The organism is Synechococcus sp. ROS8604, from assembly GCF_014279655.1.
Taxonomy (GTDB): domain Bacteria; phylum Cyanobacteriota; class Cyanobacteriia; order PCC-6307; family Cyanobiaceae; genus Synechococcus_C.
In genome coordinates this window covers 2,629,760-2,654,064 of sequence record NZ_CP047946.1, presented here as the reverse complement: position 1 = coordinate 2,654,064, position 24,305 = coordinate 2,629,760, and the positions used below count along the sequence as shown (strand labels likewise).

The 24,305-nt window shown below is 57.8% G+C and carries 28 protein-coding genes; 16 read left to right on the top strand and 12 right to left on the bottom strand.

What is annotated here, in order from left to right:
- Positions 1-1,713 precede the first annotated feature (1,713 nt).
- From SynROS8604_RS14380 to SynROS8604_RS16125, 3 genes are read left to right on the top strand one after another with little or no spacing between them, the layout of a single operon-like run.
- Entirely contained in the window at positions 1,714-2,037 is a 324-nt protein-coding gene (locus SynROS8604_RS14380; protein WP_186544496.1) for a hypothetical protein, read from the top strand.
- A 9-nt stretch (positions 2,038-2,046) separates the two neighbouring features.
- The gene (locus tag SynROS8604_RS14375; protein WP_186544495.1) at positions 2,047-3,054 is read left to right on the top strand and encodes an alpha/beta hydrolase; all 1,008 of its coding nucleotides are present in this window, start codon (positions 2,047-2,049) and stop codon (positions 3,052-3,054) included.
- A gap of 19 nt (positions 3,055-3,073) precedes the next feature.
- Positions 3,074-3,208: a hypothetical protein gene (locus SynROS8604_RS16125; RefSeq protein WP_255445087.1), complete on the top strand. Its 135-nt coding sequence runs from the start codon at positions 3,074-3,076 to the stop codon at positions 3,206-3,208.
- Positions 3,209-3,238: 30 nt separating this feature from the next.
- On the opposite strand, the gene SynROS8604_RS14370 is transcribed toward SynROS8604_RS16125, so the two are convergent.
- Positions 3,239-3,889, bottom strand: coding sequence for a hypothetical protein (locus tag SynROS8604_RS14370; protein ID WP_186544494.1), 651 nt, complete (start codon positions 3,887-3,889; stop codon positions 3,239-3,241).
- 151 nt (positions 3,890-4,040) lie between these two features.
- Here SynROS8604_RS14370 and argS point away from each other — a divergent pair, with 151 nt between their 5' ends.
- The 4 genes from argS to SynROS8604_RS14350 all read left to right on the top strand — a co-directional run bounded on the left by argS (position 4,041) and on the right by SynROS8604_RS14350 (position 9,631).
- A complete protein-coding gene (gene argS / locus SynROS8604_RS14365; RefSeq protein WP_186544493.1) occupies positions 4,041-5,813 on the top strand; it encodes an arginine--tRNA ligase in 1,773 nt (590 codons plus the stop codon).
- A 292-nt stretch (positions 5,814-6,105) separates the two neighbouring features.
- Complete coding sequence (locus tag SynROS8604_RS14360) at positions 6,106-7,449, top strand: hypothetical protein (protein ID WP_255445086.1); 1,344 nt, start codon at positions 6,106-6,108, stop codon at positions 7,447-7,449.
- 65 nt (positions 7,450-7,514) lie between these two features.
- Positions 7,515-8,618 carry a histidinol-phosphate transaminase gene (locus tag SynROS8604_RS14355; protein WP_186544491.1) on the top strand — a complete coding sequence of 368 codons (1,104 nt, stop codon included), beginning with the start codon at positions 7,515-7,517 and terminating at the stop codon, positions 8,616-8,618.
- Positions 8,618-9,631, top strand: coding sequence for an asparaginase (locus SynROS8604_RS14350; protein WP_186544490.1), 1,014 nt, complete (start codon positions 8,618-8,620; stop codon positions 9,629-9,631). Before SynROS8604_RS14355 ends, SynROS8604_RS14350 begins: the two co-directional genes overlap by 1 nt.
- Here SynROS8604_RS14350 and SynROS8604_RS14345 read toward each other — a convergent pair.
- The 6 genes from SynROS8604_RS14345 to prfB all read right to left on the bottom strand — a co-directional run bounded on the left by SynROS8604_RS14345 (position 9,621) and on the right by prfB (position 13,360).
- On the bottom strand, positions 9,621-10,358 hold the full coding sequence (locus SynROS8604_RS14345; RefSeq protein WP_186544489.1) for an MBL fold metallo-hydrolase: 738 nt from the start codon (positions 10,356-10,358) through the stop codon (positions 9,621-9,623). The two genes, SynROS8604_RS14350 and SynROS8604_RS14345, sit on opposite strands and share 11 nt — an antisense overlap.
- 38 nt (positions 10,359-10,396) lie before the next feature.
- Positions 10,397-10,993, bottom strand: a complete 597-nt coding sequence (locus SynROS8604_RS14340) for an aminodeoxychorismate/anthranilate synthase component II (RefSeq protein ID WP_186544488.1) — start codon at positions 10,991-10,993, stop codon at positions 10,397-10,399.
- A 3-nt stretch (positions 10,994-10,996) separates the two neighbouring features.
- Positions 10,997-11,434 (bottom strand): diacylglycerol kinase family protein, encoded by a 438-nt coding sequence (locus SynROS8604_RS14335; RefSeq protein WP_255445311.1) that lies wholly within the window; start codon positions 11,432-11,434, stop codon positions 10,997-10,999.
- A 13-nt stretch (positions 11,435-11,447) separates the two neighbouring features.
- Positions 11,448-12,029 carry an rRNA maturation RNase YbeY gene (ybeY, locus tag SynROS8604_RS14330; protein ID WP_186544486.1) on the bottom strand — a complete coding sequence of 194 codons (582 nt, stop codon included), beginning with the start codon at positions 12,027-12,029 and terminating at the stop codon, positions 11,448-11,450.
- On the bottom strand, positions 12,026-12,235 hold the full coding sequence (locus SynROS8604_RS16120) for a DUF3285 domain-containing protein (protein WP_255445085.1): 210 nt from the start codon (positions 12,233-12,235) through the stop codon (positions 12,026-12,028). Before SynROS8604_RS16120 ends, ybeY begins: the two co-directional genes overlap by 4 nt.
- Positions 12,232-13,360, bottom strand: a protein-coding gene (prfB, locus tag SynROS8604_RS14320; RefSeq protein WP_186544485.1) for a peptide chain release factor 2 whose coding sequence is annotated in 2 segments (ribosomal slippage) — positions 12,232-13,284 and positions 13,286-13,360 — 1,128 coding nt in all. Because the reading frame shifts where the segments join, the coding sequence is not laid out codon by codon here. Before prfB ends, SynROS8604_RS16120 begins: the two co-directional genes overlap by 4 nt.
- Positions 13,361-13,441: 81 nt before the next feature.
- On the opposite strand from prfB, the gene grxC reads away from it, so the two are divergent.
- Together grxC and gshB are read left to right on the top strand one after the other, a co-directional pair.
- The gene (gene grxC, locus SynROS8604_RS14315) at positions 13,442-13,705 is read left to right on the top strand and encodes a glutaredoxin 3 (protein ID WP_186544484.1); all 264 of its coding nucleotides are present in this window, start codon (positions 13,442-13,444) and stop codon (positions 13,703-13,705) included.
- A 13-nt stretch (positions 13,706-13,718) separates the two neighbouring features.
- A complete protein-coding gene (gshB, locus tag SynROS8604_RS14310; RefSeq protein ID WP_186546021.1) occupies positions 13,719-14,642 on the top strand; it encodes a glutathione synthase in 924 nt (307 codons plus the stop codon).
- 19 nt (positions 14,643-14,661) lie between these two features.
- Here gshB and SynROS8604_RS14305 read toward each other — a convergent pair whose 3' ends face one another.
- Positions 14,662-16,182, bottom strand: a complete 1,521-nt coding sequence (locus SynROS8604_RS14305) for an isochorismate synthase MenF (RefSeq protein WP_370586523.1) — start codon at positions 16,180-16,182, stop codon at positions 14,662-14,664.
- On the opposite strand from SynROS8604_RS14305, the gene menA reads away from it, so the two are divergent.
- Genes menA through SynROS8604_RS14280 form a run of 5 tightly spaced genes read left to right on the top strand, consistent with a single transcriptional unit; the run spans position 16,181 to position 19,901 of the window.
- A complete protein-coding gene (gene menA / locus SynROS8604_RS14300) occupies positions 16,181-17,125 on the top strand; it encodes a 2-carboxy-1,4-naphthoquinone phytyltransferase (protein WP_186544483.1) in 945 nt (314 codons plus the stop codon). The genes SynROS8604_RS14305 and menA overlap by 2 nt on opposite strands.
- A 5-nt stretch (positions 17,126-17,130) precedes the next feature.
- Entirely contained in the window at positions 17,131-18,117 is a 987-nt protein-coding gene (locus tag SynROS8604_RS14295; RefSeq protein ID WP_186544482.1) for an o-succinylbenzoate synthase, read from the top strand.
- Between the two features lie 50 nt (positions 18,118-18,167).
- On the top strand, positions 18,168-19,421 hold the full coding sequence (locus SynROS8604_RS14290; RefSeq protein WP_186546018.1) for an AMP-binding protein: 1,254 nt from the start codon (positions 18,168-18,170) through the stop codon (positions 19,419-19,421).
- A gap of 4 nt (positions 19,422-19,425) precedes the next feature.
- Positions 19,426-19,650, top strand: coding sequence for a TM2 domain-containing protein (locus tag SynROS8604_RS14285; protein ID WP_186544481.1), 225 nt, complete (start codon positions 19,426-19,428; stop codon positions 19,648-19,650).
- 53 nt (positions 19,651-19,703) lie between these two features.
- Entirely contained in the window at positions 19,704-19,901 is a 198-nt protein-coding gene (locus SynROS8604_RS14280; protein ID WP_186544480.1) for a hypothetical protein, read from the top strand.
- On the opposite strand, the gene SynROS8604_RS14275 is transcribed toward SynROS8604_RS14280, so the two are convergent.
- The 3 genes from SynROS8604_RS14275 to SynROS8604_RS14265 form a co-directional block, all read right to left on the bottom strand.
- Positions 19,898-20,356: a thioesterase family protein gene (locus SynROS8604_RS14275; protein ID WP_186546016.1), complete on the bottom strand. Its 459-nt coding sequence runs from the start codon at positions 20,354-20,356 to the stop codon at positions 19,898-19,900. The two genes, SynROS8604_RS14280 and SynROS8604_RS14275, sit on opposite strands and share 4 nt — an antisense overlap.
- Before the next feature lie 39 nt (positions 20,357-20,395).
- Positions 20,396-20,749 (bottom strand): DUF2752 domain-containing protein, encoded by a 354-nt coding sequence (locus tag SynROS8604_RS14270; protein ID WP_186544479.1) that lies wholly within the window; start codon positions 20,747-20,749, stop codon positions 20,396-20,398.
- 65 nt (positions 20,750-20,814) lie between these two features.
- The gene (locus SynROS8604_RS14265) at positions 20,815-21,999 is read right to left on the bottom strand and encodes an NAD(P)H-quinone oxidoreductase subunit H (protein ID WP_186544478.1); all 1,185 of its coding nucleotides are present in this window, start codon (positions 21,997-21,999) and stop codon (positions 20,815-20,817) included.
- A gap of 45 nt (positions 22,000-22,044) precedes the next feature.
- Between SynROS8604_RS14265 and rsmH the strand changes: the two genes are divergently transcribed.
- A complete protein-coding gene (gene rsmH / locus SynROS8604_RS14260; RefSeq protein ID WP_186544477.1) occupies positions 22,045-22,977 on the top strand; it encodes a 16S rRNA (cytosine(1402)-N(4))-methyltransferase RsmH in 933 nt (310 codons plus the stop codon).
- Entirely contained in the window at positions 22,974-23,522 is a 549-nt protein-coding gene (locus SynROS8604_RS14255) for a DUF456 domain-containing protein (RefSeq protein WP_186544476.1), read from the top strand. Before rsmH ends, SynROS8604_RS14255 begins: the two co-directional genes overlap by 4 nt.
- On the opposite strand, the gene SynROS8604_RS14250 is transcribed toward SynROS8604_RS14255, so the two are convergent.
- Complete coding sequence (locus SynROS8604_RS14250) at positions 23,509-24,279, bottom strand: hypothetical protein (protein WP_186544475.1); 771 nt, start codon at positions 24,277-24,279, stop codon at positions 23,509-23,511. The genes SynROS8604_RS14255 and SynROS8604_RS14250 overlap by 14 nt on opposite strands.
- Positions 24,280-24,305: the final 26 nt, after the last annotated feature.

The window sequence follows — 24,305 nt, the reverse complement described above, 5'->3', positions numbered from 1 at the left end:
TCATGGAGTCCAGCTTGAACACCTGCAGGATTTGCATTAATTTAATTTTTTAGCAAACAATTAGCAAAATGCGAATATCAATAATGCTTAAAAATTGCTTGACTCGATACGCTTTAGCTATATGATGCTGTTCGCATTGCATCGGCCGTGACAATACAAGATTATGCAAACTGCTGCAAAGAATATAAAGACAAGTCTGTGCCGAAATCCTTGGTTTGCACACCTTTCTGTACTCGTCCATGGACCATTAACAAAACAAATCAGGATTGGGTAAAGTGGATTGAAAGTGGTGGCGATACCAATTATTATACAAGTGATTGCACGTCTGCATTGACGGGCAGCGACAACATGTATTTTACGAGCGCTGCTTGGTTTGATTACTCGTACGATCCGAGCAAAGATCCGCACAATCAATATTAAAACTATTTTGTTTTTCATTTCTTTGATGGCTCTTGCATTCAGTCAGGCTATGCCGGTGATGTTAAGTATGTAGAGCAATTTGTCTCTAATTGTGATAGCTACGCTTCCTGGAATAAAGATGGAAGGAGATACACTGCTTTCTATAAGGAGTGCTCAAAAAAGACTTGCAAATGGTGCGACTCGGGTTGGTGGGTTAGTGGTCGTGATGGTCACAATCCTGATGGATCACCCAAAACTCATGAAAATGGCATTGCTGATTGGCAGGTAAGTGCTGGCTGTAATCAAGATGGAAGTAGAGGATTGTGGGGATCAAGGTCGCACGGATGCATTAGCGATCTGGCAAAAAAAATTCCAAAGCCTTATATCTAATGGCATGATCCTGCTAAACATTGCTACGCTATTCAGTTTATTTTGTTCAGCTGGAGAGAGGCTGATTGTCCTGGTAAAAAAGCATGGGATCCGGTAAAAAAGAGTGGGTTCCGATTGACGATGGAAGGTTTGATCAGTACGGCAGGCTTGATTTGATGCAATTTGCGGACAACGAGCCAATGCCTTAAGTGATGGCAGAAGTCCTGGTTGGCCGCCTTATACAGCCGTTTATCATATGTTACTTTGTGATGCTGATAAAGGTCCTGGCGATAGGTATATAAAAGGGAAGGTTCATGTGTTTGACGATGATGACAAGTTTTATTCGGACGGCAATGAGTTCTTCTTGAAAGAATGCACGCCATGGTGATAAATATCTGAGTTCCGCCTGTTTAAATTGGCTGGAATTTATTGGGTCATTGCATTCATTTGATTCTGCATCTTTTTTGCTGGATTCCCGCCATGAGATGTGCCTTCCTATGGATGCCAATTTTTTTAGAGATGTTTTGGGTAAGGCTTTGCCTATGCATGCTCAAGTTAGATTGCCTCTTGCTTGAGATTGTCGATTCTCGTTTTCTGGGGATCAGACCTTAAATTAGGACTCCTTTCGTCAAGAGGAGACGCATTCATGATTTCGACTTGATAACTAAATTGTCAGTGGAGTAATTCTTTGCGACAGGAAGCTCAAATGGAATGCTGTCGTTACTGCGTTGATGCTGCGATTCAAGGATGGATTGCAGGTAGCGATTCAGGTCCGTTGCTGATTCTTGGGAGATGGCTACCAAAGGGGTGATCCGTGTGTGGAGCCACTCACCATGTCAACCACCACACAGCAGCCTGGGGCGTTGGCGCTTCTCGAATACAAGCCTTTCCCCTTAGAGCGGACCCCTTGCTTCTGCCACCTGTTGGTGTGCAGCACAGCTCCCCTTGAGGCGGAGCGGCCCTGTCGGCTGGATCTCACCCAGGCTGGTTTCGACCACACCGCTCAGCATTTTGCAGAGCTCAAACCCATCGCTCCGCGTTCTTCCAACGGCAGCAGAACAGCGGCAGTCCGCAGAGTGTGCGGAGGTGGTTCGCATCCACGGCTACAACGTTCCCCTGAGCAGTGTGAAGGAGGAATACCATCAGGCGGAGCGCACCTTCAGAGATAACGCCTGCCGGCTCACGGACTCACCACCGGATGATTACCTGCTGTTTGTGCACTACGCCTGGCCGCCCGAACGGATCGGTGCCGGGGGTCCCTTTCGTTGAATTTGTTCCATGCCGATGGAGCTGTGGCAGCTGTTCGCGCTCGGCAACTTGCTCGCTTTCTTTGCCGGCGGTTGGCTTGCGTCTATCGGCCAGTTGTGTTTAGGGATTGGCATCACGCTCACGCTGCTGCGCATGGTCACCTACTTCCGCGATCGTGAACGGGCCAGCACATTTGGTGTGTTTGATGCCGTGGAGATGGTGCGAGTCCTTCACCATCTGGTGAAGGAGATCCTTGCTGACAGCCCTTATCTGGCGGATCTCAAGAGTGGCAAGGAGCCGCGGATCAGCCTCAGTTTCCTGGGTCACAGCATGGGCACTTTTCTCACAACCATGCTCATCCGTGTGCTCACCAATGTCTTCGATCCCGAAGCGGATTCTCACCTCTTGTCGGCCAATGCCCACTCGGGTCCGTTTGGTGGTCCAAGTTGCCCGGTGTCCTTCGATGAGCAAGCGAACGAACGACAGCCAGAACAGCTGGCGCAAATTGGCGATCTGTTCAGCCTTGATCGTCTGATCCTCGTTGCTGCCGACATTCCTGTCTGGACCATCACCACAGGACGGTCCAATTACCTGGCCAGTTGCCTGCGCCGTTTTCGCCAGACCTTTCTGTTCGTCAATGATGCCGACATGGTGTTGCGGTTGGCCTCAACCTTCGCCAACTACTTCGTGTTTCCCTCGGGGACGCGCATTGGTGGCTACCGGCTCGGCAATCTGAGCATCAAAGGCCGCACGCAAGCGCAAGGTTATGGCAAGCATGTGGGCGACCTGAGTGACCTTGAGCTGCATGGGGCGTTGCGGACGCAAAGCATCTGTGATAACAGAACATTCCGCTGTCAGCGATGGATTGGCTACCCGCTCAATGTGATCGACTGCACCGATTACGACGATGGGGTGCGTTATCTCAGTGCGTTCACGGCTCGCAATGCCGCGCAGAGGTTTTTCAATTACGCTGCCACGTTGCTCATGGTGCTTGCCAGCCCTTTAAAAATCAGCAAAATTGATTGCCACGGTGGTTAATTTTCAAGGCAAATTCTGCATGAATCTGCTCTACGAGCTGGCTCTTTATGGAGATGGCAATCGAGAGCAGGAGTTGAGCGCAACAGACGCAAGGTTGCGTCAACACCAGATCAGCTGGATCGCGGTTCCCAGTCGTCCAAGCGGACCAGGTTGAGAAGGTCTGTTCAGCATTTCTAGAAACTATTTATCCCGTCGCCCCTGCCTTGTCGAGTGCGGTGGCAAATTTTTTGGCATAACGTTCAATTAGATCGGCCTTGTCCATGCCGTTGATGATTTTGCGGGCATGAAAGTAGTCCACGATCTGCCCTTGAAGAGGATCTCCGATGAAGTTCTTCAGAGCCCATCCTGTGAATACTCCACAAAACATGCCGTCAAACATGATCACTGCTGCATAGCGATCATGTTTCACAGCATCGGGTTGGTCTGTGAAATCGGGAGCGTCAGGAAAGATGGATTGCACCACGCTGGTCATTGCTGTGTAGTTCGCCCGGCCCGTGAGCTGCACAAATCCTCGACCGTGAAACTTCGCTCCATCACCAGGCTCAGTGTTGCCAAGGTCAGAGCGATTCTCATACATCCGCGTGAAATAGGCGGTATCTCCGTATTCATCAATTGGTTGCATTGTTGAGGCTGTTTCGTGTTTTGTTGTGGCGAGCATGTAAGCCAGCCACCCGATGGAGCGGATGTCCCAGTTGGTTTTGAATACGCCTGTTGGTGGGTTGGGTGGTGCGTCCCAGAAGTTCAGGATGGCCTCCATGCCATTCACGTTCTGCTGCCTGAGCACCCCGTTGAACAAATCATCTCGAACGCAGTCGTAAAAGATCTTGCGGTCCAAACGTTGCCCTCAGCCTGAAAATCGCAGGTTAGATGGCCCGCCTGTCGCTGGCTTGGTGTTCCCTTGTCTGCAGCGGCTGAGTGGGTTGGTGCCTGGGGGACCCCTGCGCCGGGGGATGATCGGGTGCTGACTTCGTTCCTCTCCGCTTTCCATGCTGCGCATCGCCAAGGTTCTCAACACCCAGTTGCGTGGTGCGATGCAGCGTGCCTTTCCGGAGATGGATGCCCCGCTGGATCCCCAACTTGCAGCAGCGAGCAAGCCGGAATTCGGCGACTTCCAGGTCAATGGAGCTCTTCCCCTAGCGAAGCCCCTGAAGCAGTCGCCACGTCAGATCGCAGCGGCGATCGTGGAGCAGTTGCAGGCCGATGCCGAGTTCACAGCCCTCTGTTTTGACCCACAGATCGCAGGGCCGGGCTTCATTAACCTCACGATCCGCCCTGAGCGTTTGGCTGCGGAATTGGCCTCTCGACTGGGGGATCAACGGCTTGGGGTGCCGGCGGTGGAGAACGCTGCACCAGTGGTGGTGGATTTTTCCAGCCCGAACATCGCCAAGGAGATGCATGTGGGGCATCTGCGTTCCACGATCATCGGCGATTCGTTGGCACGGGTGCTCGAGTTCCGCGGCCATCGGGTGCTGCGCCTCAACCATGTGGGGGATTGGGGAACGCAGTTCGGGATGTTGATCACTCACCTCAAGCAGGTGGCTCCCGAGACCCTCAACAGGGCCGATGCGGTTGATCTTGGAGATTTGGTGGCCTTTTATCGCGAGGCCAAGAAGCGTTTCGACGACGACGAAGCCTTTCAGACCACGTCTCGCGAGGAGGTGGTGAAGCTGCAGAGCGGGGATCCGCTGTCCCTCAAGGCGTGGGGATTGCTCTGCGATCAGTCCAGAAGAGAGTTCCAGGCGATTTACGACCGGCTTGATATTCGTCTGAACGAACGAGGCGAATCGTTCTACAACCCCTATTTGGCGAATGTTCTCAGTGGCCTGAAGGAGGCTGGTTTGCTCGTCACTGATGACGGTGCGGAGTGTGTCTTCCTTGAGGGCGTGAACGGGAAGGATGGCAAGCCCTTGCCGGTGATTGTTCGCAAGAGTGATGGTGGATTCAATTACGCCACCACCGACCTGGCGGCGATTCGCTACCGCTTTGCCCAGAACCCAGAGGGAGATGGTGCACGCCGGGTCATTTACGTGACCGATGCAGGACAGGCGAATCATTTTGCCGGCGTGTTTCAAGTGGCAAAACGGGCGAATTGGATTCCTGAGGACGGCCGACTGGAGCATGTGCCCTTTGGGCTGGTTCAGGGCGAGGACGGCAAGAAACTCAAGACCCGTTCTGGTGACACGGTTCGTCTGCGCGATCTGCTCGATGAAGCGGTGGAACGGGCAGAAGCTGATCTACGTCGGCGCTTGGAGGAGGAGGGGCGTCATGAAGATGACCAGTTCATTGAGCACGTGGCTGGCACGGTGGGGCTCGCGGCGGTCAAGTACGCCGACCTCAGTCAGAACCGAATCACCAATTACCAGTTCAGCTTCGATCGGATGCTCGCCTTGCAAGGCAATACGGCCCCCTATCTGCTGTATGCGGTAGTGCGCATTGCTGGAATTGCACGCAAGGGTGGGGACCTGGAGGTGGATGCCGGAATGCTGCAGTTCAGCGAGCCTCAGGAGTGGGCTTTGGTGAGGGAATTGCTCAAATTCGATGCGGTGATCGCCGAGGTTGAGGAGGAGTTGCTGCCCAATCGTCTTTGCAGTTATTTGTTCGAGTTGTCGCAGGTGTTTAATCGCTTTTATGACCAGGTTCCAGTGCTCAAAGCCGAAGGCAAATCTTTGTCATCCCGTTTGGCGTTGTGCCGACTCACCGCCGATACCCTGAAATCAGGATTGGGATTATTGGGTATCTCCACTTTGGAGCGAATGTGAGCCCACTTGGTTAAGAAATAGAAGGCTGAATCGTCTTCGCGCTTCTTGCTGATAATATTTTCTAAATCTTCCTGGAAGAAGTGGATTGAACCGGTTTCAGTTATTCAGATGCTTCAAGAACCGGTGGTTGATAGCGGTTGCTATTGGGGTGTCGTTCGCGGTTCTTCTGTCTGAGCCAAGAATCATAGATTTCTTTCAAAGAGGCCATGTTAATTGGGTTTCTCTTGATTCGTTAGCGATCGCAAATAACAGTAGTTTTGATCATGGAGGTGTTGGCTACGGCTGCAAAGAGTTGGATGGACTAACAGGCGATCGTTATGAATATTTCAACCGTTATCCGCTTCCATTCGCTGTCCTGAGTCGTCTCGTTCTGCAGCCTTTTTCGAGTGATGCAGCGTCTTGGCTGTATGCAGCTAGGCAGTGGATGAATCTAATTTTCATCGCCACAGGCTTTGCCTTTTGGGGGTTGTTGCGCACCTTGCGATTTTCTCGGGTGGTTGCCATCGCATCGATCTTGTTAACCCTTTCAGCGCCTGTGGTTTTGGAATACCGCAGCATGTTTCATTTTGATCAGCCGGCTTTGCTGGCCTATGGGGTTCTGTTGGTGGTGGTGGTGCGCCAGTTGATCAAGCCTTCTCCCAACCTGCGCTGGTATCTGGGGGTTCTGTTGTTGGGGGCAATGACGGGTCGTTCCGCGGTTGTGCTCATTTTTTCCTTGGTCTTGCCGTTGCTTTTGCTTGTGCTCAAGCCTTCCCCCTTTGATGGAGAGTCTCAAGCCGGCGCCCGAGCCCTGCCCTGGGTATGGCTCGGGGTGCCCCTCGCCTTTGGGGCGGTTTTTGTTGCCACCGCATACAACGTGGTCTGGGAAGCTCGCCTCAATCAGGTCTCCTGGCAGAGCACCTCAGTGGTTCAATCAGCGTTGCGTCGTTTGGGCTTCGTCGACATTCCTGGGAGTGCCGTAGAGCGAACGCGCTGGCTAGGAGGGGCAATTCCCAAGTTGGCGTCCTACCTGTCGGAGTATCTATCTCCGCTTTTGATTGTTGTTGCGCTGTTGATTTTGATCTGTTTGATAATGTCACGCCTGGGTTATTCGGCATCAGCTTTTAATGTTGCTCCCGTTGATTCGCTCTCTACTGAAAAATATCAATTGCGGCACTCGATGCTCTGGAGCACGGGGCTGACGTCACTTCTTTGGATTGTCGTCATGAAAAATTTGTTTGTTTTTCATATTTACGCTGGGATGGTGATTTTGCCCTTCCTGTTGCTGGGCATGGCCTTGGTGTTGGAGGCGTTGATTGCGCAGATGAATGTTGTGGGTATCGCGACGCCCCGACAGATCGATCGGGGTTTCGTTGTTGCCTCATGCTCTGTGTTTCTGATCGTTCTCTTCTTTGGGCCTGGAGCCCAATTACGCCCTGATGGGCCTCGAAGAGTTGAACTGGAAGGATTTTTCGCTGAATTAAATCAATACCGAAATGGTTTGCGTGCTGGAGACATGGTTTGGAGGGATAGCGAATGGTTCCCGAGGTCACCAACGGCGCAATGCGCTCTGCTTGATGTTCCCTTGCTGGTTGGTGAGCATCCAGAGGGGATCAAAACAAGTGAACCTCCCCCCTTCCCTGAACGGCCCCGTTGAGGACGGGAGGGAGCGCTTGACGCTGTTGTCTGTCAGTGTTGAGAGATCTAAAACCCTTGGAGCTAGTGGCCCTTCCTTCTCCCCAAGCTCGGCCGGAGGTTGAGAGGTTGAAGGCCTATAGCGCTCCTCTTGAAGGGCGACGCAACTTGTTGCGGCTGGACTTCAACGAAAACACGATGGGCCCCAGCCCGAGGGTCGCGGAGGCGATTCGCGCGTTCCCGGTCGACCAGATCGCGATTTATCCCGAGTACGACGGCCTTCGCGAAGCCCTGCTCGCCAATCTCGAGTCGTCGCCAGCAGGCCTGGCCTCTGCATTGACGCCCGCGCATGTCGGGATCTTCAACGGTGTCGATGCTGCGATTCATGCCGTGATTCATGCCTATGGCGCGGCCGGCGACACCTTGCTGACCACCAGCCCCACCTTTGGGTATTACGCCCCCTGTGCGGGCATGCAGGGGATGGCGATAGAGGCCGTGCCCCATGAGCTGCCCGGATTTGTGTTCCCGATGCAGGCGATTCGCGCCGCCTTGTTGCGCAAGCCGCGCATTTTGATGCTCTGCAATCCCAACAACCCCACGGGAACCCGTTTGCCTGCGGCCCAGGTGTTGGAGCTAGCGATTGCGGCGCCTGAAACGCTCGTGGTGGTGGATGAGTTGTACGAGGCGTTCACGGGAGACAGCGTCTTGCCGTCGGTTGATTTTCACGACGTTCCCAATCTGCTCGTGCTCCGGTCGTTGGCGAAAACCGCTGGCCTTGCTGGTTTGCGCATCGGATTTGCGCTTGGTCATCCCGATGTTGTGGACCGGGTGGGAAGGGTCACGGGTCCCTATGACGTCAATAGCTTGGTCGTGACGGCAGCGATGGCGGCCTTGGCCGATCAGCCCTATACCGATGCCTATGTCGAGGAAGTGCTACGAGCTCGTAACTGGCTCGTTACTGAGTTAACTCGTCAGCGTGCTATTTATCATGCGGCTGGCGGCAATTACCTGTTGCTTTGGCCCCGTCGTTCGTCTGAAACCGTTGAAGCGGAGCTGCGGGCGGCAGGGATTTTGGTGCGTTCCATGGCGGGGAAGCCCCAGATCGATGGTTCGCTGCGCATCAGCATTGGCACCACTGAGCAGATGCAGCGCTTTTGGCAGGCTTATCAAGCGATCGATTCAGAGCCTTGATGGTCGATCAGTCCGCATCATCACCGCAGTTGCTCCTGCTTGCCACGGGCGGCACGATCGCTGGCCGCGCTGACAAAAGCACCTCCCTTAACGCCTACATCGCGGGGGCGATGGCGGGATCGGAACTGCTCCAGGAGCTGCCGCAGCTGCAGGAGCTGGCTCAGGTTCAGGTGGAGCAACTCACCAATCTGGATAGTGCGGATCTGCAGTTTCAGCATTGGATCCAGCTGGTGAAGCGCATCCGTGAGGCGTTGGCTCAGTCCCCTGAACTGGCGGGAGTGGTGATCACCCACGGCACCAACACCTTGGAAGAAACGGCCTGGTTGTTGGAGTTACTCATTGATGATCCGCGGCCCGTAGTGTTGGTGGGAGCGATGCGTCCCGCCACAGCGCTCAGTGCCGATGGTCCGCTGAATCTGTTTCAGGCGGTGCAAGTGGCCTGTAGCCCTCAGGCCTGTGGCCACGGGGTGCTTGTGGTGATGGATAGCCAGATCCATGGAGCCAGGGCTGTCACCAAGGTGGCCACCCAGGGTGTGGGTGCGTTTCAAAGCCCAGATGTGGGCCCCCTGGGCTGGGTGGATGACGGCGGAGTGCACTTGCCAGTGGCGCCAAGCTCCCGATCCGTACCGTTCGCCACGCTTGTATTGCCTGCTCAGTGGCCCGAGGTGGCCATTCTCTATGGCTGCGTGGATCCGTCGTTGGCCATGGTGTCGGCTCTCTTTCGCGAAGGCGTTAAAGGTGTGGTCTGGACCGGCACCGGGGCAGGTCAGTTGTCTGCGGGAGAGCTTGAGGCCATAAAAACCTGGCCTGGTGTGTTGCCCCTGATGTTGCGGTCGAGTCGTTGCGGTAGTGGTCCTGTCCATCCGTCTGAGCTTCAGGATGAGCTTGGCTTGTTGCCTGCAGGAATTCTCAACCCCCAGAAGGCAAGGATTCTGCTCATCTTGGCCTTAATGGCTGGGATGGAACGAGCCGAGCTATCAGCGCTGTTGGCTTCGTTCGCGATTAACGCATGACATCGATCACGGTGTTGTCACCGAGGTTTCCAGGCAAGTTGAGGTTTGGCCCCACTTTGCGAACTTCGGTACCGGACATCGCATCCAAAAAAGGCTGAACATCGCCGAGGTCGCATCCGGAAGGAGGCTCCCCATTCACGTATTGAACGGGAATCACCCGGCGGGGATTGAGTGCGCGCACCACTGCAGCAGCCTCCTCTCCGTTGTAGACCTTGCCCCCGCCGCCGACACCGATGATCAAGACGTCGGGGCGACCGAGAAGCACTTTGTCCTCACCGCTGAGGGTGGCGGCGGTGCCGCCGAGATGGGCGAAGTTGAGACCAGCCTGTTGCCAGCGCCACACCGTGGCTTGGCCAAAACGACGGCCACCCACCCGGTCATGGGGAGCGCCGAACCCTTCGACCTTGAGGCCACCGACCCGATAGGAGCCTGGTTTGGCCAAGTAGGTGCCGCCCCCGATGCGGGCCCCTTCATCAGGTAATTCCGAACTGGCGAGGATCACCGTTGCGTTCACGCGAGGCTCAGCCAGTCCCTTGGCGCAGCCCACCGCCCGAAATGGATTCACCATCACGGATTGGCCACCTCCGCGGATGAGCAAGGCGCTATGGCCGTAATTGGTCACGGTGACGCCTGCGGCCCAAACGGGAGCCACCGTTCCGACCGCCAGCAGGGCGGAACCACTCAGAACAATGCGGAAAAGACTCTGAACCCGTTCGTGGACCGACATTGTTGATCGTCTTCTTGTCCTGGAAGCTAGCAGTGTTGTCACTGGGGTTCTGCTTGGCGCAGGAAGTTGGCCAGCAGCTGGTGCCCTGCTTCTGTGAGCACACTTTCCGGATGGAACTGCACTCCCTGGAGATGGGGGTAGTCGCGATGGCGCAGCCCCATGATGGTTCCGTCGTCCAGCCAGGCAGTGACTTCAAGGCACTCAGGAAGGGTTTCCCGTTCAGCAATCAGGCTGTGATATCGGGTCGCGGTCAGGGGTTGGGGAAGCCCGGCAAAGACGCCTTCACCGCGATGCTGAACAGGTGATGTTTTCCCATGCATGAGTTCGCGGGCTCTCACAACGCGTCCGCCGTAGGCCTGCGCAAGCGATTGATGGCCGAGGCACACACCAAGGGTTGGGATGGTGGGTGAGAGTTGGCGGAGAACTTCAAGGCAAACACCGGCTTGATCCGGATCGCCTGGCCCAGGTGAAAGCAAAATCGCGGATGGATTCAGGTCGCGAATCTCCTCAAGGTTGAGGGCGTCGTTTCGCTCGACGCGACAGTCGGTCGCCACGGGGAACTGGCTGGCGAGTTCTCCCAGGTATTGCACCAGGTTGAACGTGAAACTGTCGTAGTTATCGATAACCAGGAGCATTGTTCAGAGGCCCAGGCGCAGGATCAGGGGTGGTACGAGAAGAAGGAGCGCAATCAGCATGGAACTGATCGCAGAGACAAGCACAGCGGCAGCGGCACAATCCTTGGCAATTCTGGCGAGGGGATGGAATCGGCGGCCGATCGCCAAGTCCACGGCCGCCTCGATGGCCGTATTGAGCAGCTCCAGCACCAACACGACAGCCACCGTGAGCACCAACACGGCCAGCTGGATCGCGGGCAGCTGGAGCCAAATCCCCATTCCTAGAACCAGCGCACCCGTACAAACGTGGATACGAAAGTTCCTCTGGCTAACGAAGCCGTAGCCCAGACCTTGAGCTGCGTAGCGGAAGCTGGAGGGGAGATCTCCCGCGATCCGCCAAGCACCCCGCTTCGCGGCACGGTGGGCTCGCTTGGTGCTGCGCTGGCTGATCTCCTCTGACACCGGTGCTCCCTCTTCAGGGTTCAGCAGTGACTTCGTCTGCTGATTCACAATTGATCTCAACTAAGGAACGAACGTTACCGCCCATGCCAAGTAGGTGCTCCTGTTTCTGAAGCATGGCAGCGAGGGAGTCTTCATCGGGATGATCCCAGCCCAATAAGTGCAGAAGCCCGTGACTGACCAACCAACGCAGTTCCCGTTCCAAGTCATGCGCCTGTTCCAAGGCTTGACGACGGGCGGTGGGTACCGACACGACGATGTCTCCTAGCTCAAGCTCCTGACCAGCACCCATCGGCATCTCACTCTCCAGGGCCGCAAAGGAGAGCACGTCTGTTGGCGTGGGTTTCTGGCGCCAGCGAAGATTCAGTTCGGCGACGCTGGCGTCATCGTGCAGCGAGACCCCAAGGCTGACCGACTCGCAGCTCCTCACAGCTTCGGGGCAGGGGTGGTCGCGACCCTGGCGAAGGTCTTCAATCCAAGCGCTTAAGTCACACTCCCAGTCTCTGGCTTGCTGCAGCCTGGAGCGCGTGCTCGCGTCATCCGCCGCATCAATGAGATCAGCGGCTGCGGGGCTGAAGGCCAGGTCGAGGGTGATCATTGCGGGAGTGTGGGTCGCCCTAACCAGGCCACCACAAGAATGAAACCAATGAACCCTGCAGCGGTTAGGCCGAAGTGGAACAGGCTCTGCCCGCCTTTGCGCACCATGTTGCGCATGGCCAATTTCACGAAGCTCGGCGGTGGCGCTCCCTTGTCGTCGCTTTGGGGGGTGGAGGGGCTGCTGTCGTTTTCGGGAGCCTGAGTCATGTGTCGTCGTCGCTGCCTGGGCGATCCACACCTTGGCGCAATAACGCCTGGATGAAGGGGTTGAGATCTCCATCCATCACGCCTTGCACATCGGTGGTCTCTTCTTGGGTGCGCAGGTCTTTCACCATTTGGTAGGGGTGAAACACATAGTTGCGGATCTGATTTCCCCAGGCCGCTTCAACGATGTCACCGCGAATGTCGGCAATTTCTGCTGCACGCTGCTCCTGGGCGATCACCAGCAATTTCGCCTTGAGCAGGGCCATGGCCTTCTCCTTGTTCTGAAGCTGGGAGCGCTCTTGGGTGCAGCGCACGGCCAGGCCGGTGGGCACGTGAAGGATGCGAACGGCCGTTTCCACCTTGTTGACGTTCTGCCCACCGGCCCCGCCAGAGCGGGAGGTGGTGACCTCGAGATCTTTTTCAGGAATATCGAGCTCTACCTCCTCATCCAGCTTGGGCATCACTTCCACACCCGCGAAGCTCGTTTGCCGCTTGTCATTGGCATTGAAGGGTGAGATCCGCACCAACCGATGGGTGCCTTTTTCGTTGCGTAAATAGCCGTAGGCGTAACGACCTTCGATCTCAATCGTGGTGCTTTTGATGCCTGCTTCCTCACCCTCCGACAACTCATTGACGCTCACGCTCATCCCTTGGTCTTCGGCCCAGCGGGTGTACATGCGCAGCAGCATCTGGGCCCAGTCCTGGGCGTCAGTGCCCCCGGCACCGGCGTTGATGCTTAGAACAGCACCTTCTTTGTCGTATTCACCGCTGAGCAGGCGCTCCAGCTCCCAGCGATCCAGGGCTTGTCGTAGCTGATTGAGTCCCTGCTGAGCCTCTTCGAGGAGGTCTTCGTCAGGCTCTAAGTCATAGAGCTCAAGGGTGGCTTGTCCATCGTCGATCGCTCCACGCCAATCCACCAGTTGCTGCAACTGCGCCTTGACTTCGTCGAGGCGCCGCATCTGTTTCTGGGCGTTTTGCTGATCGTTCCAAAACTCGGGTTGAGCGGCGAGTTGCTCGAGATCCTGCTGCCTGGCGTTGAGTGCAGGGACGTCAAAGACAGTCCTGGGCATGGCCCAGGCGGTCAGTGAGCTCGGAAAGATCGCGTTTGAAGTCTGTGAGGTCCAGCAATGGAGCAAGGGAGTCTTCTGATCTCGACGCTATCAGCGCGGTCGTCCTGCATAAGATTCAGCCTTCGTATGCGGCAGTTCGATGGCCAAGGTTGAGATCTACACCTGGAGCACCTGTCCGTTTTGTGTGCGCGCCAAGGGTTTGCTGGACCGAAAGGGTGTGACCTACAGCGAAGTCTCGGTGGATGGGGATGAGCCTGGACGTGATGCGATGGCCGCGCGAGGCAACGGCAAACGCAGTGTTCCTCAGATTTTCATTGATGACCAACACGTAGGTGGCTGCGACGAACTTCATGGCCTCGAGCGTGCGGGGAAACTGGATGCCCTGCTCGCCGGTCAGGGCTGAATCGGTGTCTGCCATGCGCCACCTCTTTGTGTTGGATCCGCTGGATCGGATCAACCCCGCCAAAGATTCCACAGCCGCGTTGATGCAGGCGGCCCAGCGCGCCGGCCATGCGGTCTGGGCGTCTACGCCTGCTGATTTGATTGCCCTCGGTGATGAGCCCCTAGCGGTGGCTGTGCCGGTGCAGCCGGATCCCTGGATTGAGATCGGTGAACCAGAACGCTGCCCGCTCAGGCGCTTTGGAGCGATCTGGATGCGGAAAGATCCTCCCGTTGATGAGGCCTACCTCTACGCAACCCACCTGCTCGATGTGGCCGAGCGAGCAGGAGCCCTGGTGCTGAACCGTCCGGCATCGCTGCGCAGTTGGAACGAAAAGCTTGGTGCCCTGCGCTTCAGTCGCTGGATGGCCCCAACGTTGGTGTCGGGCCGAATTTCGGAGCTATCGGCTTTTGCGCGCGAACAGGAGGAAGTGGTGCTCAAGCCCCTCGGTGGCCGTGCCGGTTTAGGTGTTGTGCGCGTCTCCGCGTCAGCGCCAGGCCTAGGGGCTTTGCTGGAACTGGTCACGGAACAGGGTTCCCTTCCGGTGATGGCGCAACGGTTTCTGCCGGCCGTCACCGATGGCGATAAGCGGATCCTGTTGGTGGATGGAGAACCACTGGGAGCCGTGAACCGCAAGCCCAAAGAGGGGGAGTTTCGCAGCAACCTCGCTGTTGGGGGATTTCCAGAGGCCACGGAGCTCACGGAGCGGGAACGCTTGATCTGCGAGGCCTTGGCTCCCGCGTTGCGCTCGGAAGGCTTGTTTTTTGTGGGTATCGATGTGATTGGCGGGATGCTCAGTGAAATCAACGTCACCAGCCCAACCGGTATTCGTGAGGTTGAGCGGCTGATGCATGTGCCTTTGGCCGACATGGTGATTGCACGTCTGAGTGGTTCGTCCTGAATTCAGGCGAGAGATCCTCTCAAGCCGTCATCAATGAAGTGGCGACTGCGTTCGCTCCCTGCTCCCTGCTCCCTGAATGAAGATCAAGCTGGTCGGCGAGGACGGCCAGCTTTTGGCTGACCTCCTGTAATTCCCGCTCCGCAATCGATCCCCGCACCAGGCCAGCGCCTGCGGTGAGGTCGAGCTGGTGCCCGCGCAGGTGTCCGCAGCGGATCGCAACCCGCAATTCCGCATCGCCAGCCCTGTCGATCCAGCCGATGGGTGCTGCATACCCACCCCGCTCGAAGGGTTCAAGCGTTTGCAGCCAATGCATGGCCTCCCGCCTGGGCAGTCCCGCGACGGCGGGGGTTGGGTGCAGTGCGGCGGCGAGGGCAAGGGCTTGATGCCCTGTGGCATCGGCACTGATCGGGGTGTGCAGATGGATCAGTTGCCCGTGGCGCGCCAGTTGGGGCCGCAGGGGGCTCTGGGGTTCAAGCCCTTCCTCATGAAGGCTCTCGCTGATCGCTTTCACCACCAGCTCATGTTCATGGCGGTCCTTGCTCGATTGCATCAGGGTGTCGCCGCCTTCACCTCGACCAGCAGTGCCGGCTAGGGCATCGCTCCGCAACCGTCCGTTTCGCAGGCTCAGCAGACGCTCCGGCGAGGCGCCAAAAAAAGCATCATTGGGTCCTCGTTGCCAGAGGAAGCGGCAGCTCCCGGTTTGCTGATGCCGCAGGCTCTCCAGCAGCGGCAAGGGGGAGAGAGGTGTGGTGAGTTCGATCGACTGACGAACGGCCAGCACCAGTTTGTGCAGTGCTCCCTCATTTACCAACGCCAAGCCTTGTTCAAGTGCTGGTTGATAGCGCTCTTGCCAGCAGCCCACGGGGGTCCCCAGAACCGTTGCATCGCCTGGCCGATCATGAGGCGAGCTTGCGTTGAGCGCTTCGGCCATCTGCCAAAGCGCTTCCACCAAGACCCGCACATCGGAGGCATCGGAGGCATGGCCATGCATGCGCAACCAGCTTTGTTGGCCATGTCTGCTGAGTTGCCAGCGGGGGAGCAGCGCTTGCAGGCAGGGGACTGTGTTCAGACTGCCCTGCTGTTCCCGGTTCTGCTCGAAGAAACTGAAGGCGAGCAAAACCCGGGAGCGGGCCTGGCACGGCGCCTCAGGGCTGGCATCGATCAGGCGTTGCAGGGTGGTGTCGCTGAAACGTTGGGCCAGCTCAAATCGCCGCGGACCTGCTAGCTCAAGGTTTTGGCATTGACCGGCCGCAGCGAGGCAGAGGCCTGGGGCGCTGTCCCATAGGAACCGGAAAGCGCTTTCTCCCGCCAGGCATGGCAATTGCTTGAGCGGATCCTGAGCGGGAACCTGCACGGCGATGCTGAAGGTGCCCTCCTCCACTTGGCGCTCATGCCAAGCGCGCTGAGCGGTGTCGAGCAGTGTGCCGAAACGCTGAGCAGCCGTTGGTTGTTGAAGTGCGGCTGTCATGGCCCGGCGAATCAGTGCAGCGTCCTGCTCAAATGTATGAGCCACATCGCAGTGTGTCTCGATCCTGCCCATGCCAGGTCCCCAGGCTGTTGCAACCCGTTACTCCATGTCCGATCGCCGACGTCTGTGGAAGGCCGCCATCAAGTGGCGGATGTACTCGGTTGCTGTGATGCCCGTGCTGTTGGCGGCAGGTTGGCGCCTGGGGGCCCAGGAGTCAGTGCGTTGGTCCCAGTTCTCAGGCTTTTTGCTCGCGGCGGTGCTGCTTCTTCTTTGGGAAAACCTCAGCAATGATTTGTTTGATGCCGACACCGGTGTGGATGTGGTTGGCAAGCCCCATTCGATCGTGGCGCTGGTAGGGCAGCGACGGTCTGTCCGTCGTTGGGCCTGTTTGGCGTTGATGCTGGGCTTAGGCCTGATGCTGATCCTCGCCCTGCGCAGCTCGTTCGTGGTGCTCCCCCTTGTGCTGGTGAGCTGTGGACTCGGATACCTGTATCAGGGTCCACCCTTTCGCTTGGCCTATCGGGGATGGGGGGAGCCGCTTTGCTGGCTTGCTTTTGGTCCCTTTGCGACGGCGGCGGCATTGCTGGTGCTGGCTCCTACTGATCAGGCGGGAGTGCCTTGGCAGCTCGCGTTGTTGCTGGGCTCAGGCCCTGCGTTGGCCACGTCTCTGGTGTTGTTTTGCTCCCACTTTCATCAGGTGGATGAGGACGCAGCCCATGGCAAACGCTCCCCAGTGGTGCGCTTGGGGACGGCCAAAGCGGCTTCCTTGGTGCCCTGGTTTGTGGCCGGCACCCTCGCGCTCGAGTGGGTGCCAGTTGTTCACGGTGATTGGCCGCTCACGGCCCTGTTCAGCGCGATTGGCCTACCAGCAGCAGCAGCGCTGATTCGTTTGCTTCGTGATCACCATGCCGAACCTGATCGAATCGCTGGCAGCAAATTTTTGGCGCTCCGTTTTCAGGCTCTCAACGGTCTTGGCTTAAGTGCGGGATTAGCGCTCGGCCCCCTCCTGAGTTGACACCCATGGAGCTGCGCGTGCAGATCAGGCCCTATGCGTTCAAGCTCACGCGCCCACTCCGGACTGCTAATGGTGTCTTGGAGCAACGTCGGGGTTGGTTGTTGCGCTTGGAGGACTCGGCTGGCCGTCTTGGATGGGGAGAGGTGTCGCCCTTGGATCTCCAGCAGCTCGAGGCCTGCCAAGAGGCCATGGTGCCGATGATGGAGCCTGGGGTGGTCTGGACTGCCAGCAGCCTTGAACACTTGCTCGTATCTGTTCCAGCGGCGTTGGCTTTCGCCCTTGGGGCTGCCCTGGCTGAGCTGGATGGTGAGCTGGGGAGTGCCTCCTCTGCTGGTTGGCTACAGGCGCCAACCTCGGCGTTCTTGTTGCCGGCAGGAGTGGCGATGGGGGATGCCCTGGATTGCCTGCTGTCTTCAGTGGATCCCAACCTGCCGTTCACGCTGAAGTGGAAGGTGGCGGCCTGCGACCACGAGGAGGAGTTGGGCTTGCTGCAGGGTCTGCTCGACAAGCTTCCGGTTTCAGCGCGATTGCGGCTTGATGCCAATGGCGGCTGGGACAGGCGGCAGGCTTGGCGATGGGTGGAGCAGCTGCGCGGGGATTCACGGTTGGAGTGGTTCGAGCAACCGCTTGCCGCTGATGATTGGGAGGGCCTTGAGGCGATCGCTGCTGTGGTGCCGGTCGCTTTGGATGAGTCCTTGCAGGCGCATCCCACCTGGCGCGATCAGTGGGAGGGCTGGCAGGTGCGTCGACCGTTGTTGGAAGGAGACCCAAGGCCTCTACTGCGGGATTTGCTTCGGGGCAAGCCTCGCCTCATGCTGAGCACAACGTTTGAAACCGGGATCGGTGGCCGCTGGTTGGCGCACTTGGCGGCCCTGCAGGCACAGGGGGAAATACCGGCGGCGCCTGGGCTGGCTCCGGGATGGTGTCCGGCTGGCCCCCTGTTCAGTTCTGATCCTGCAGAGGTGTGGGAAGCAGCCGGGGGGGGCGGGTGAGCGCAGGCTTCCAAGGATTGGTTCGATGGGTGGTGCAGCCTGGGGGAGGCATGGCGACGTTCGCCGCCCTGGAGCAAGCGGTGGAGGCGGGGGCCTGGTTGCACTTGCAGGTGGGCCAGGATGGTGAACGTCTAACCGATGGAGACCTCTCACTCCCCGACTCACTCCCTGATGCACTCTCCGACCTTGCTTGGCCGCGCAAGGGGGGTGTGGTGTTGGCCAGTGGTGGTAGTCAGGGGGGGCGGAGCTGGTGCCTGCAGCCGTGGGCTCACCTCGATGGCTCTGCGGCAGCGTGTGGACGCTGGCTCGGGGGGATTGGCCTCAGCCCAGAGGGGGTGATCCTGCTCAATCCCCTGCCGGTTCACCACATCAGTGGCTTGATGCCTTGGTGGCGCAGTTGCCTTTGGGGAGCACAGCACGTTCTGCTTCCGCCTTTGCTGATGAAAGATCCGCCGTCCTTGCTGGCGACCTGTCGGGACGTCCCTGGTTGGGGCCAGAAACCGGCCGTGGTGTCTTTGGTTCCAACCCAGCTCAAACGCTTGCTGGATCACCCCGAGGGGCTGGCTTGGTTGCGGCATTTGGCATTGGTTTGGGTGGGAGGAGCCGGGCTGCCTGGCCCCTTGGCGGAGCGTGCTCGCGATCAGGGGATTCGCCTTGCTCCTTGCTATGGCGCCACCGAAACCGCTGCGATGGTGGTGGCGCAGGCGCCCGATCGCTTCCTTCAAGGGGAGCTGGGCTGTGGTGCGCCCCTCGATGATGTGGAGCTGCAGCTGGACCGGGCTGGTGTGTTGAGGGTGCGAACGGAGCGTTTAGCGCTGGCTCGCTGGCGTGATGGTCGGCTGGATCCCCTCGTGGATGCCGAGGGCTGGTGGTGCACCGGAGATGCGGCCGCTCTCGTTTCCGCAGGGGAGGGGGATCTGCGCGTGCAGATACGAGGCCGGGTTGATGGTGCCATCCATTCCGGGGGTGAAACGGTGTTTCCTGAGCAGCTCAGCCAACGCCTCCTGCTTCATGCGCAGGAGCAGGGTCTGCCGCTGGAAGCGGTGCTGCTGCTGCCCGTCCCTAGTGAGGAATGGGGGCAGCGTTTGGTGGCGTTGGTTCGTTGCCGTGATGGCTGGATTGAGACCGAGGGCTGGGCGTCGGTGCAAGCATCGATGCGCAAGATGACCTCAGGCTGGCTACCGGCCGAGCAACCGTTGCAATGGCTTGAGTGCGCGGTTCTTGAACCCTCGTTGGAGGGCAAATGGGAGCGGGGTCGTTGGCAGCGCTGGCTGGAGTCGCAAGAATTAAGTCTTCTGCGCTAAGTCCATGACCGTGCTGTCGGAAACCGAAATCAGCAACAAAAAGCTGGCAGCAGGTCTGTTGGGAATTTTTTTGGGCTCATTCGGTATTCACAAGTTTGTTTTGGGATACAACAACGCCGGAATCATCATGTTGGTGGTGAGCCTGGCTGGCGGGGTTGTGACCTGTGGTGTCGCGACCGGCGTGATGTCCGTGATCGGAATGATTGAAGGCATCATTTACCTCACCTAATCCACAGATGAATTCAGGGAGATGTATCTCGAGCAGCAAAAGGCCTGGTTTTAATGGCGAAGCCCCGTTTCTGGCCATCCGCCCCCACCCTGCTGCTCGCGATCGCAGCCTGCGTGAGTGGAACGGCCTTATCAACCCACGCCCATGACGGCTTTCACCCTTTGGTGATTGCGGCTTGCATGCTGCCGCTCCAGGTGGCTGGATTGGTGTGGGCGATCACGGCTGTGTCTTTGCAGCGCCGCTGCCGTTAGATCGCTTCGAGTCTTCCTACGGTTGAGGCCTCCAGCCAGAGATCAATCGGCTCGGGTAAGGCGCAGCGCCTGCGACTTTCGGTTTCGATGGCAAGGTGCCGAATGAGACCACGGGCAACCTCCGTTTCCTCGATCTGAAAGCGGTATCTCACTTCGAAACAGCCGGGGTTGAGCCGTTGAGGTTCGAGCAGGATTCTCAGGTCATCGCCGCCATGCACTGGCCGTTGGAAATCGGCTTCGCAATGCACCACCGGTAGGGCGATGGTGGGCCTTTCACTGGCATCTCGACAGCCAGGGAAGATGGTGCCTGCGCCGATGCCATAACGGTTAAGGCTCTCTTCCCAGGCCTCATGGCACCAGCGAAGCAGCTGATAAAAATGCATCACGCCGGCCGCATCGGTCTCCCCAAAGCGCACGTTGCGTTGAAGCTGAAGCCAGTGGTTGGGGGATGGCACGGTGATGGACAAGGGGACGAAGAAGCTCGGTGGATTGGTTCAGCCTGGAGCTGGAAAGCCCGGCGAACCAACCACTCCAAAGCCATAGCTGACCACCAGCCGAAGGAGCCAATACAGAGCGAAGGCTGAAGCAACGATGCTGATGGTTGCAAGCCTGAAACGCACCGGGATGAGCCGCCGTTTGCAAAGGGCCATGACGCTCCAGCTCAGCAATGCTGCCGCCACAATCGGCCCAAACAGATGGAACTCCAAGGCACGGTGAAGGTCACCAGTGAGAGCGGCGGAGGTGGCCCTCGTTAGATAGCAGCCTGGGCCGGGAATTCCTGTGATACCGCGAAATGGGCAGTCCCAGCCTGGGATTTGCGGGTAGCGTCCTTTGAACCAGAGGAGCATGGTCAGGGTGCTTGGGACGAGGAACCCTGACTGGCGGAATCGGCGCAGAACGACGTTCAGGGCGATCAGCGATCAACCGATCCCATGATCACGTCGATCGAGCCCAGGATCGCCATGATGTCGGCAACTTTGTGTCCTTTGAGGATGTGAGGAAGGATCTGGAGATTGTTGCTGTCAGCGGCCCTGATCTTGAAGCGCCAGGGGGTGACGTCGTTGTTGCCCTGGATGAACACCCCGATTTCGCCTTTGCCTGATTCCAGGCGGGTGTAAAGCTCACCATTGGGGATTTTGAACGTAGGCGCCACTTTTTTGGCCACATATTGATAGTCGAATCCGGCAAAGGGGCTGTCTTTGCCTTCCGCCATGCGCTGGGCTTCGAGATTTTCGGTGGGGCCGCCGGGGATCATGTCGCAGGCTTGGCGCAGGATTTTTAGCGATTGACGCATCTCTTCGATGCGCACGCGGTAGCGAGCAAAGCAATCACCCTCCTTCTCGCAGACCACATCCCAATCGAAATCGTCGTAACACTCGTAGTGATCCACCTTGCGGAGATCCCAAGGCACTCCGGAGGCCCGCAGCATTGGACCTGACAAGCTCCAATTGATGGCCTCTTCTCGGCCGATGACGCCGAGCCCTTCGATGCGACGACGAAAAATGGGGTTGTTGGTGATCAGTTTTTCGTACTCATCAATTTTTGGACCAAACCAGTCGCAAAAATCACGACACTTTTCCAACCAGCCCCAGGGCAAGTCGGCGGCAACACCACCGATGCGGAAATAGTTGTTGTTGATGAGTCGCTGGCCAGTGGCCGCTTCCCAGAGGTCGTAAATCATCTCCCGTTCACGGAAGATGTAAAAGAACGGTGTTTGAGCACCAACATCAGCAAGGAAGGGGCCAAGCCAGAGCAAATGGTTGGCGATCCGGTTGAGCTCCAGCATCAACACCCTGATGTAGCTGGCTCTTTTGGGCACCGGGATGTTGGCGAGGCGCTCTGGAGCGTTCACCACGATGGCTTCATAAAACATGCCCGCTGCGTAGTCCATACGGCTCACGTAGGGCACGTACATCACGTTGGTGCGGTTCTCGGCGATCTTCTCCATGCCGCGATGGAGATAGCCGATCACCGGCTCGCAATCCACAACGTCTTCTCCGTCAAGGGTGACGACGAGCCTCAACACCCCATGCATAGAGGGGTGATGGGGGCCGAAGTTGACCACCATCGGCTCGGTGCGCGTTTCCAGCTGCGTCATGGTGAGCCGAGGTTCATTGCGTTATCGGGATCTTAGGAAGGACCGATGCCCGATCACTCGCTGTCTTCTGGTGTGGCCTTCAGCCACGTGCCCGTATTGGCTGAAACGCTGCTGCAGATTTTGTCTGAGCAGCCCCCATCCCTCTGGCAGAACACAGCTGTGATCGACGCCACTCTTGGCGGTGGCGGTCATAGCAAGCTCATCCTCGAACGCTGTCCTGGCGTGCATTTGATTGGATTGGATCAGGACCCCACGGCCAGGGCTGCTGCTGCTTCAAGGCTGGAGCCCTTCCTGGAGCGTGTGCAGATCGTTCCGGTCAACTTTGCTTCGTTTGAACCACAGGAACCGGTGTCGCTGGTGCTGGCAGACCTTGGGGTGAGTAGTCCCCAATTGGATGTGGCTTCCAGAGGATTCAGCTTCCGGCTGGACGGGCCCTTAGACATGCGCATGAACCCAGCGGCTGGAGCTGAAACGGCAGCGGAGCTGATCGAGCGGTTGGACGTGAATGCCCTGGCCGACTTGATTTATGCCTTTGGCGAGGAACGCTTGTCGCGCAGGATTGCGCGACGGATCAAGGCGGATTTGGCGGCAGAAGGCGCCTATGCAGGCACGGCGGCGTTGGCCTATGCCGTCGCTGGTTGTTACCCCCCGAAAGCCAGGCGGGGAAGGATTCATCCCGCCACGCGCACCTTTCAGGCATTGCGGATTGCTGTGAACGATGAACTGGGAGTGCTGGACCAATTGCTTCAGATTGCGCCCGGTTGGCTGAAGCCTGATGGTCTCCTGGCGATCATCAGTTTTCATTCGTTGGAAGATCGCCGGGTTAAAACCGCTTTCCTTCAGGAGGAGCGGCTCGAGCGGGTGACGCGTAAACCGTTGATGGCGTCAGAACAGGAGCAGGCGGACAACCCGCGCAGTCGCAGCGCAAAACTAAGAATTGCCAGGCGGAGGCCCGATACCGCTTCGTCTGAGCGATGAGCATTCCTTGGTCTTCCGAATGGTGGTGGTGGATTGCTCTGTTGGTGCAGCTGCTGGCGATTCCTGGCACGCTCTTGCCCCTGCTTCCAGGCTTGATCTGGCTTCCTGTAGGTGGATTGATTTGGACCGGTGCTGTTGGCTGGCAACAGGCCTGGCCTGAGCTCGTTGTTGCTTTGGTCTTGTTCGGTCTTGGCCTTGTGGCCGACCTATTGGCATTGGGCCTGGCCTCGATGCGCCTGAAGGCCAGCCGTTGGTCAGCGGCGGGGGCGGGGGTGGGTCTGCTCTTAGGGGTGTTCGGCCTTCTCCCGGCCCTCCCTTTTGGAGGTCCATTGCTTGGAGCCTTGTTCGGCCCCTGGCTTGGGGCTCTAGTGGTGGAGACCTGGGTCAAAAAAAAGCCACCCGTGAATTTCGGGTGGCTCAAAGCCTTACGCCAAGGAGCCGTGGTGGGCTTGGCGGTAGTGGCCGGCCTCCTCGTCAGCCGTCTGGCTCAACTGTTCCTGGCGCTGCTTGGGATTGCGGCTTTTATTGGGCTCAGTTTTCGTTGATCAGACCGGCTTGGTCCTCAGTGCCGAAAAGCTGACGGTAAGCCGCTGTCGAGATGCACACCAAGACAGGAACAACAACGAACAAACCGCCGTACTGGAATCCAGCGGCAATGGCGTTGATCACCGCTTCCAGGATGAAGAACCACAGGACCGTCCACCAAGAGGGGTCAACCACAGAGCGTCCGCGTTGGATTGCTGCAAAAGAGGCGTTCTTGCCAAATAAAGCGATGAAGGGCAAAAACTTCTGGTTAATCCCCAAATAGATGAACAGAACAAGAGCAACGAGCGCAGGAATGACAGCAAGCGCCTGGTTGATCTGGCCGAGACCAAAACCGACCAAAGAGCAAATCAAACCAATGATCAACAAGACAACAAAGAGTTCAATTCCACGAATAAAGAGTCGTCCAGCTGCGTTGCCATCCCAGCGAACAAAAGTGCTGAAAGAAGGCTTTTGGCCTTCAAGGCTGCACCAGGCACCGCGCACGATGCCCACCACACCCCAAAGAACGACAATCACATAGCCAACCAGGCCAACGACCAAAAGGAATGCCGCACCTGCAGGGTGAATTTCAGGAATCCCTTCCACTGCTGCTAAACGAGCTCCGCTTAGGCCCGCGAGTGCTGCAAAGGGCAATGCAATGACTGCGACCAGTGCTTGAAACAGAAGAAAGGTCCAGGGTGCTTTAGCGAATGCGTTCCAGCCATCTTCGATGGCTTGCAGGACGTGGAGCCTGCTGCTCTCCGTGGTGTCGCTCATTGCCAGATGTTGATTGAAAGGCTTGG